Annotated in this window: 6 protein-coding genes and 1 pseudogene; 4 read left to right on the plus strand and 3 right to left on the minus strand. The window is 74.2% G+C overall.

Features of this window, described 5'->3' with window-relative positions:
• The 3 genes and pseudogenes from TR50_RS41780 to eccE all read right to left on the minus strand — a co-directional run.
• Positions 1-883, minus strand: a pseudogene (locus TR50_RS41780) (hypothetical protein); the annotation flags it as partial.
• Positions 884-1073: 190 nt separating this feature from the next.
• Complete coding sequence (locus TR50_RS41785; RefSeq protein ID WP_236654822.1) at positions 1074-1841, minus strand: hypothetical protein; 768 nt, start codon at positions 1839-1841, stop codon at positions 1074-1076.
• On the minus strand, positions 1841-3211 hold the full coding sequence (gene eccE, locus TR50_RS41790) for a type VII secretion protein EccE (RefSeq protein ID WP_042435808.1): 1371 nt from the start codon (positions 3209-3211) through the stop codon (positions 1841-1843). Before eccE ends, TR50_RS41785 begins: the two co-directional genes overlap by 1 nt.
• Before the next feature lie 307 nt (positions 3212-3518).
• Between eccE and eccB the strand changes: the two genes are divergently transcribed.
• The 4 genes from eccB to mycP all read left to right on the plus strand — a co-directional run.
• Complete coding sequence (eccB, locus tag TR50_RS41795; protein WP_042435812.1) at positions 3519-5084, plus strand: type VII secretion protein EccB; 1566 nt, start codon at positions 3519-3521, stop codon at positions 5082-5084.
• Between the two features lie 191 nt (positions 5085-5275).
• Positions 5276-5587 (plus strand): WXG100 family type VII secretion target, encoded by a 312-nt coding sequence (locus TR50_RS41800; protein ID WP_042435815.1) that lies wholly within the window; start codon positions 5276-5278, stop codon positions 5585-5587.
• 59 nt (positions 5588-5646) lie between these two features.
• Entirely contained in the window at positions 5647-5943 is a 297-nt protein-coding gene (locus tag TR50_RS41805; RefSeq protein WP_042435818.1) for a WXG100 family type VII secretion target, read from the plus strand.
• A gap of 118 nt (positions 5944-6061) precedes the next feature.
• The coding region (mycP, locus tag TR50_RS41810) for a type VII secretion-associated serine protease mycosin (RefSeq protein ID WP_042435821.1) at positions 6062-7295 on the plus strand (1234 nt) is incomplete at its 3' end.

The following is a 7295-nucleotide window of genomic DNA, read 5'->3' on the forward strand; positions in this document are numbered from 1 at the left end:
CGACCGGGGCGGCCGGAGCAGCCGGAGCAGCCGGAGCGACCGGGGCGGCCGGGGAGGCCATGGCCGGAGTCCCGGAGTCGGCGTCAGGGAAGGGCGGGGGTGCGACGTCGGCAGCGGGCTCCTGCGCGGCGACCGACCGCGCGTCCGGCCCGGTCGGCCCGACGGGCGCTGCCGGCTCGACGGAGGCAGGCGGCGCGACAGGTGCGAAGGCGGCGAGGCCCGGATCCACAGCGCCGGAGTGCGAGGGCGTCTCGGGGGAGGCGGGCGGGCGGGGCGCGAAGGCGGCGAGGCCCGGGTCCTCGCCCGAGGAGGACGACACCGTGCCGGCGGCCGCGGGCTGCTCCGGCGCGCCGGGAGCGCCGGGAGTGACGGGCCCACCGGCAGCGGACGAACCGACCGGCGCCGGGCCGGGGTTGAGGCCCGCGGAAGGCGCCGGAGGCGTCGGCGCGGCAGGGAAGCCGGGGGAGGGAGCGGTGCCCGGCGCACCCGCCGCGTGCGCAGCGTCGCCGACACCTGGCGTGGCGACAGGACCCGCCGCCGGAACCGGGTTGACGCCGACCGGAGGCGCGGGCGGCGTCGGTGCGGAGGGGAAGCCGGGCGCGGGCGTCGTGCCCAGCGGCGTACCGCTCATCTGCGGGGGGCCCGGCGGGGGCGCGAAGCCGGGCTGCTGTGCACCCGGCTGTGCACCAGGTTCACCCCCGGGCGGTGCCGGGCTCCCGGGATAGCCACCCTGATGGGGGGTCGGCGGAGGGGCTTGCGCGCCCACCTGCGGCGCGTTCTGCATGTACCAGGCGGGAGGCGTGTAGTCAGGCGCGTCCGACCACTCCTCGTCCTCGTCCGGCGCCTGGTCGCCGACGTAGACGTCGTCGCGATCGCTGGTCACAGTAGCTCGCCTCTCGTTCGCCTCGGGGACTCTCAGACTAGCCGCCCCTTCTGACCGCCCGGGACCCCCGTCCGGCGCGGTCTGCGGCGTGCACGCCCAGCGTGCGCGGGTGCGGCCGACGTCAGAACCCGTGCGGCCCCGCGGCCTTCCCGGCTTGCGGCCGAGGCCCCCCGCGGACCCGTCCGGCGACTCAGTCCACGCGCCGTGCCTGGCCCAGGACATGGGCCTCGGCGGCGGTAGGACCGCCCTGGACGAAGGTGCGGGTGCGGCGGTCGGTCCACAGTGTGACGCCGTCACCGAGGTTGGGCAGCGCCGCCGCCTCCTGGGCCGGCAGGTCCAGGACCCGGGCGATCTGCGTCGCCTCCTGCGGCGCGACGCGCTGCACGCCGACGAGGTCCGCCTGGGACAGCAAGCGGTCCGCGCCGTCCGCCAGATACGGCAGCAGCGTCAGCATCGCCTGCCAGGGCGCAGCCGACAGCCGGGTGCGCGAGGGGCGTGGGCCGGCGTCGCGGATGACCAGGACGGGACCGGCGACCGAGGCGCCCTGCGGGCCGAGCCGGCCGATGGGGTGCACGGTCATGCACGGCTGGCCGCCGCCCGCCGCCTGGGCCACCGGGCTCCAGGCCTGGCCGCGGCCGGTCTCGACGGCGACCCGCGCGCCGGTCGCCGCCGCGCGCAGCGCGATCAGCTGGGCCGTCCAGACGCCGCCGACCAGCACCACGTGGTACGGACGCGGCCGGAACAGGCCGAGCACGGCCGGGCTGCCGTCGCCCTCGACGCCCACCACGACGCCGTCGCCACCCACGGGCAGCGCGACCGCGCCGAGCTGGTCGACGGTCAGCACATGCTGCTCACGGCGCGGACCGGGCAGGCCGAACCCGGCGAGGGCGCGTCCCAGCAGGCCCGTGCCCGAGCCGTGGTCGGCGGGCGCGGCGTTACGCGGCGTGGAGATGGCCATCAGCGAGTCCCCCCGAGCGGAAGCGTCGCGAGGACGCCCGGTACCTGTTCCATGTCCAGCCCCACCAGCGAGATCCCGGCGCTGCGCGCCCGGGTCTCCAACTGGCGTCCGGTCGCCGTGAGTTCGCTCTCGCCGCGGACGGTGACCCGGACGTGGCCCTGCAGCGCGACCGCACCCGCCCCGGCCGGGCGCAGCGTCAGCGAGAAGCAACTGCCCAGCGCGGGCGTGCCGGTGAGCAGGTCCACCAGCTGCGCGGTGCTCTCCGCGCCGAGCGAGGGCCAGCGGCCGATCCAGTAGCTGCGGTGCCAGCGGTCGTCGCACTTCCACGCCTTGGCGGTCTCCGCGCTGCGGCGCGGCGCGGACTGGCCGCCCGCCGGGTTGCCGGCGCCGCCGCGGCCGTTGGTGACGGCGACGGGGTTGGGGCAGGTGGCCGTGCCGATCGCCGCGGTGACCTGGCTCGCGTCCAGCACGGTGGCGCGCAGCCCGGCCTCGGTCAGGCGGGAGGCGAGCTGGTCGACGCCGCGTTGCAGCGCCTTGCGGGCGCCGGTCTCGCCGCCGCCGCGCGCGGCGACCGCGCTGAGGCACAGCTCGGGGTCAAGCCTGACGGCCACCCAGGTCAGCCGCAGGCCGGGCGTCGTGGAGCCGGCCGGCAGCTCGCGGTAGGCGCGGGCGGCCAGGGCCGTCTCCGGCAGGTGCGGGGCGGGCGCGGGCTGCGCGTACGTCAGCAGCTGCACCGAGTCCAGCGTCACGTCGTCCGCGCGCAGCCCGTCGGCGAGCATGGCCAGCGGGAGCGGGAAGGCGGCGGAGTTCGGGCGCAGCGGCTTGTCCGGGGCCTCGACCTGGATCAGCGCGCTGAGGAAGGTGCCGTCGCCGACCATGCCGATCTCGCGGCGCTCGCGCCGGCCCGCGCCGCCGTCGGCCTCCACGGAGTGCGCGACCACACGCAGCGCCGGTTCGCACTCCAGCACCGGCGCCAGCACCGGGTCCACGTCCTGCCCCTGCGGGGCGAGCGACGCCCGGCGGGCGCGGCGGCGGAAGGCCGCACGCGCGCCGAGCATGTCGACGAGGGTGAGGCCGCCGAAGCGCGGCAGCACCGGAACGAGCAGCAGCACGCCGACCACGCCGCCGACCACGAGCGCGACCCGGCCGTGCGCCCAACCGAGCAGCAGCGCACCGGCGATGGCCTCGACGAGGATCACGTGGGTCAACCGCACCGGTCCGAGTCGTCCCGGACGCGGTCGGACGCGCGGTGTGGCCGTGCCGGTCGCCCTCGTGGCGGCGGGCCGCGCGTCGCGCACGGCGCGGTCGTGATCGGACGGCGTCGCGGCGGGCGTCCGCTGCGCGCGGCGCGAAGCGGTCTGACTGGGCATCCCCCGAGCACCCCTTCGAGTCGTCAGCTGTGTCGCGATGAACTGATTCGCTGGTTTCGGCCGCATCGGTCGTGCGAACGACGCGACCGGTGGGCGATTGCAGCTTTCCGGAAAAGCGGGCCGAAGCCAAACCCTGGTGCCTCGCCCTGACGTCGCGACAGGCGGAGTCCGGGGCGAGGCGCCGGGGTCCGGTTGGCTGATCGCAACACGGTACCCGTACCGTACGTAGCGCACGCGGGGCGGTGCCGGGTCAGGTCCGTGCCCGGAGGCAGCCCGAGGACGTCAGAGGACGGGGGAGAGCAAAGGGATGGCTTCACGCCGGGATGAGCTCAGCGCCTACACGTTCGCGCGCAAGCGCACGGTGGCCGCGTTCCTGCGGCCGGCAGGCGGCGGGAGCGTGGAGGACGCGCCACGGCCGGTCCGTGCGGTCGTGCCGGGACTGGTGCTCGGCGCCATCGCGGTCGCGGCCTTCGGCGCCTACGGCATGCTGCGTCCTTCGGCCCCCAAGGGGTGGGACCAGGCCAACGACGTCATCGTCGACAAGCAGACGACGACCCGTTACGTGATGCTGGGCGGCGTGCTGCACCCGGTGCTCAACATGTCCTCGGCCCGGCTGCTGCTGAGCGTCAACTCCGGGGTGGAGTACATCGACGACTCCGCGCTCAACTCCCCGTCGGTGGCGCGCGGCGCGACCGTCGGCATCCCGTACGCCCCCGACAGCCTGCCCACGGCGGCGGACGCCGGCGCGGCGAAGACCTGGGCGGCGTGCGACCGTTCGGGCGCGGACGCGACGGCGAGCGTGGGCCAGCGGCTCTTCGTGCTCGGCGGCAGCCAGGCCGGCGTGGTCTCCGGCAACCGGCTCACGCCCGACAAGGCGCTGTACGTGCAGACCCCGGACGGCAACAGCTACATGGTGGACGCGGCCGGGTCCTACCACCAGCTCGTCGCGGGCAAGGCGGACCCGGGCGGCCAGTTGCTGGCGAAGGCGGTCTTCGGCCCCTCCGACGGCGTGCCGCAGCAGGTGACCACGCAGTGGCTGAAGACGCTGTCGGCGGGCAGTCCGATCTCGCTGCCGTACGACCTGCTGACAGGCTTCGGCCACGCCTACACCGGTTCCGACCTGGCCGGGAACCAGTACAAGATAGGCGATCTGCTCAAGGTCACCGACAACGGCACGACGCTGCACTACGTGCTGATGAAGGACGGCCCGCACCGCATCTCCGACTTCGCCCGCCGCCTGGTCGAGGCGATGCACGGCAGCGCGGCCGAGTACGACGCCAACCAGTTCAAGCTGCTCGACTCGAACCTCGTCTCGCCCTTCGCGTCGGACTTCAACTGGCCCAAGCTGGAGGTCAGCCAGGCCAACCTGAACGTCTCCAACGGACAGATGGCGGCCTGCGCCGTCTACAGCGGCCAGATGGGGCAGAGCGCGCCGCAGTTGGGGGTCTGGCTCGGCCAGGACTACCCGGTGACCGGGACGCAGGCGTCCGGCACCGCGGGCGTCTACGTGACGCCGGGCACCGGTCTGCTGCTCCAGGCCGTCAGCGGCGGCGCGGGCGGCGGCGGCAAGGTGTACCTCCTCACCGACACCGGCCTTCGCTACCCGTTGCAGATGAACAGTGACGGCAACGGCGGCGGCGCGAACGGCGGCGTGAACGGCCAGGGCGGCGCGGCGACGGCCGGCCAGACCGGCGGCGGGGCCGACGCGACCCAGAGCGGCCAGAGCAGCGCGAACGGCCAGAACGACACCCCGGCCGCCCGGTTGGGCTACGGCAAGGTCAACCCCCTCCCGGTGCCGCTGAGCTGGGCACAGCTGGTGCCGACCGGCCCGGAGCTGACCAAGGACGCGGCCGCGCAGCAGCAGGGTTCCTGACGGTCCGTCTGTCCGCCGACGGTGGTGGGTCCGTGACGGTGTCCTGCCCAGATTGTCCACAGGTCGGTGTTGGGACCGTCGGACGGGAGGACTAGAGTTCTACGGGACATCACCGCTCAGGTGGTGCCGGTCGGGGGATCCGAAGCACGACACCCGACCGCCATCGGTCTGTCTCATGGGGGACGGTGCACATGTCGGGTCAGTTCAGGACTACCGGCGACGAGATGCGGGCCTTTTCGGCGCGCATCTCCGAGGTCAACTCTCAGATCCAGACGGAGCTGAGCCGGTTGAACAACGTGGTCAGCGGGATCACCAGTGGTTGGCAGGGCACGGCGGCCACGTCGTACCAGCAGCTCCAGCAGAAGTGGGTCGAGGACGCCACCAAGCTCAACCGCGTGCTGAGCGAGATCAAGGACGCGATCGACAACACCTCGCAGCAGTACACGCAGACGGAGCAGGAGCAGCACTCCGGCCTCAGCCGGATCACCTCCGCCCTCGGCTGACGCCGGGCCTCGCTTCACCGTCGAACGCTTCAAGCTGAACTGCCCCAAGAGGAGAGCTCATGGCTTCCAACGGCCACATCATGGTCAACTTCGGAACGGTCTCCCAGGCCGCTTCCGACGTCCGCCAGACCGCGTCCAACGTCCAGTCCCAGCTGGACGACCTGCGCGCCGGTGTGCAGCGCATCGCCGCGTCCTGGGAGGGCAAGGCGCAGGAGGGCTACCAGGCCCGTCAGCGTGAGTGGGACTCCGCCGCGGCCGACCTGCACTCCGTGCTGGTCCAGATCGCCGGCGCCCTCGACAGCGCCGCGCAGAACTACCAGGCCACCGAGAACCGCAACGCGGGGCTCTGGGGCTGATCCACCACACGGTGACCATCTGACGCTGCGCCGGTCCGCTGCCCGCGGGTCGGCGCAGCGCTGTCCGGCCGACGTCCGGTCCGCGACATCCGAACCGGGAACTGGGGGAAGTGCAGCAGTGAACAGGCTCCACCGCGGCGCGCTGGCCGTCGCCGCAGGCGCCCTCGCGTGCACCGCCGTGCCCGTGCTGCCGGTGGGCGCCGCGACGGCCGCCACCGCGGCCCTCGCCTCGGACGGGCAGTGCCACTTCCCGGCGGACCCGATCCCCGGGGAGCCGTGGGCGCTCCAGCGCATCCTGCTCTCCCAGCTGCACGCCAGGTACAACGGCAAGGGCGTCACCGTCGCGGTGATCGACTCCGGCGTGGACGACAAGAACCCGCAGCTCCAGGGCGCGGTGAAGGCCGGGCAGGACTTCCTCAAGGGCCAGTCGGGCGTCACCGGCGACTCCACGACCGACGCGGTCGGCCACGGCACCATGGTGGCCGGCGTCATCGCCGCCCGTCCCGACCCGCAGCACAAGACCGGGTTCGAGGGCATCGCGCCCGCCGCCACGATCCTGGCCATCCGGCAGAACGACGGCCAGAACGACGCGACGGAGGACAGCCTGGCCTCCGCGATCGACTACGCGGTCAGCCAGAAGGTCGACGTGATCAACATCTCCCAGGACCTGACGGACAAGCAGGGCCGGCCGTACCAGGGCATCACGCCGACGAGCAAGCTCTACCAGGCCGTCCGACGCGCCCTGAGCGCCGACGTCGTCGTGGTCGCCGCGGCGGGCAACGAGGGCCTGGACCAGCCCACCTACCCCGCCGCCATCCCCGGCGTGATCGGCGTCGGCGCGTCCGACCGCAACGACGAACGCGCGGACGGCTTCTCCGAGACGGGCAAGTCCGTCTCGGTCGCCGCTCCCGGCGTGGACATCGTCTCCACCGTTCCCGGCGGCGGTCAGTGCGTCGACAATGGCACGAGCTTCGCCGCGCCCTACGTGGCGGGCGTCGCGGCGCTGCTGCGGCAGGAGTACCCCAAGTGGTCCGAGGGTGAGATCGCGGCCCGCATCGAGCAGACCGCGATCCGCACGGACCCGGGCTGGAACCCGTACGTCGGCTGGGGCGTCGTCGACCCGGTCGCGGCCGTCACCGACCAGTCGCCCGCCGAGCAGTCCCCGAACCCCAGCCCGGTCGGCGGCGCCTCCGCCGCGCCGGTCCGGGCCCGCCCCTTCGAACTCGGCGAGACCGCGCAGCAGCGCGACGAGCGCACGGGGCTGTTCGCCGTGGGCCTGGGCGCGGTGGGCCTCATCCTGATCACCGGCACCGCCACCGTCATCCGCGACACCCGCCGCAAGCGCGCCCTCT

This window comes from Streptacidiphilus anmyonensis (assembly GCF_000787855.1).
GTDB lineage: Bacteria > Actinomycetota > Actinomycetes > Streptomycetales > Streptomycetaceae > Streptacidiphilus > Streptacidiphilus anmyonensis.

Bases quoted from the DNA above. Each gene is read 5' to 3' on its own strand.
- eccE (WP_042435808.1), bottom strand. From the start codon at position 3,211: ATGCCCAGTCAGACCGCTTCGCGCCGCGCGCAGCGGACGCCCGCCGCG.
- TR50_RS41800 (WP_042435815.1), top strand. From the start codon at position 5,276: ATGTCGGGTCAGTTCAGGACTACCGGCGACGAGATGCGGGCCTTTTCG.
- eccB (WP_042435812.1), top strand. From the start codon at position 3,519: ATGGCTTCACGCCGGGATGAGCTCAGCGCCTACACGTTCGCGCGCAAG.
- TR50_RS41805 (WP_042435818.1), top strand. From the start codon at position 5,647: ATGGCTTCCAACGGCCACATCATGGTCAACTTCGGAACGGTCTCCCAG.
- TR50_RS41785 (WP_236654822.1), bottom strand. From the start codon at position 1,841: ATGGCCATCTCCACGCCGCGTAACGCCGCGCCCGCCGACCACGGCTCG.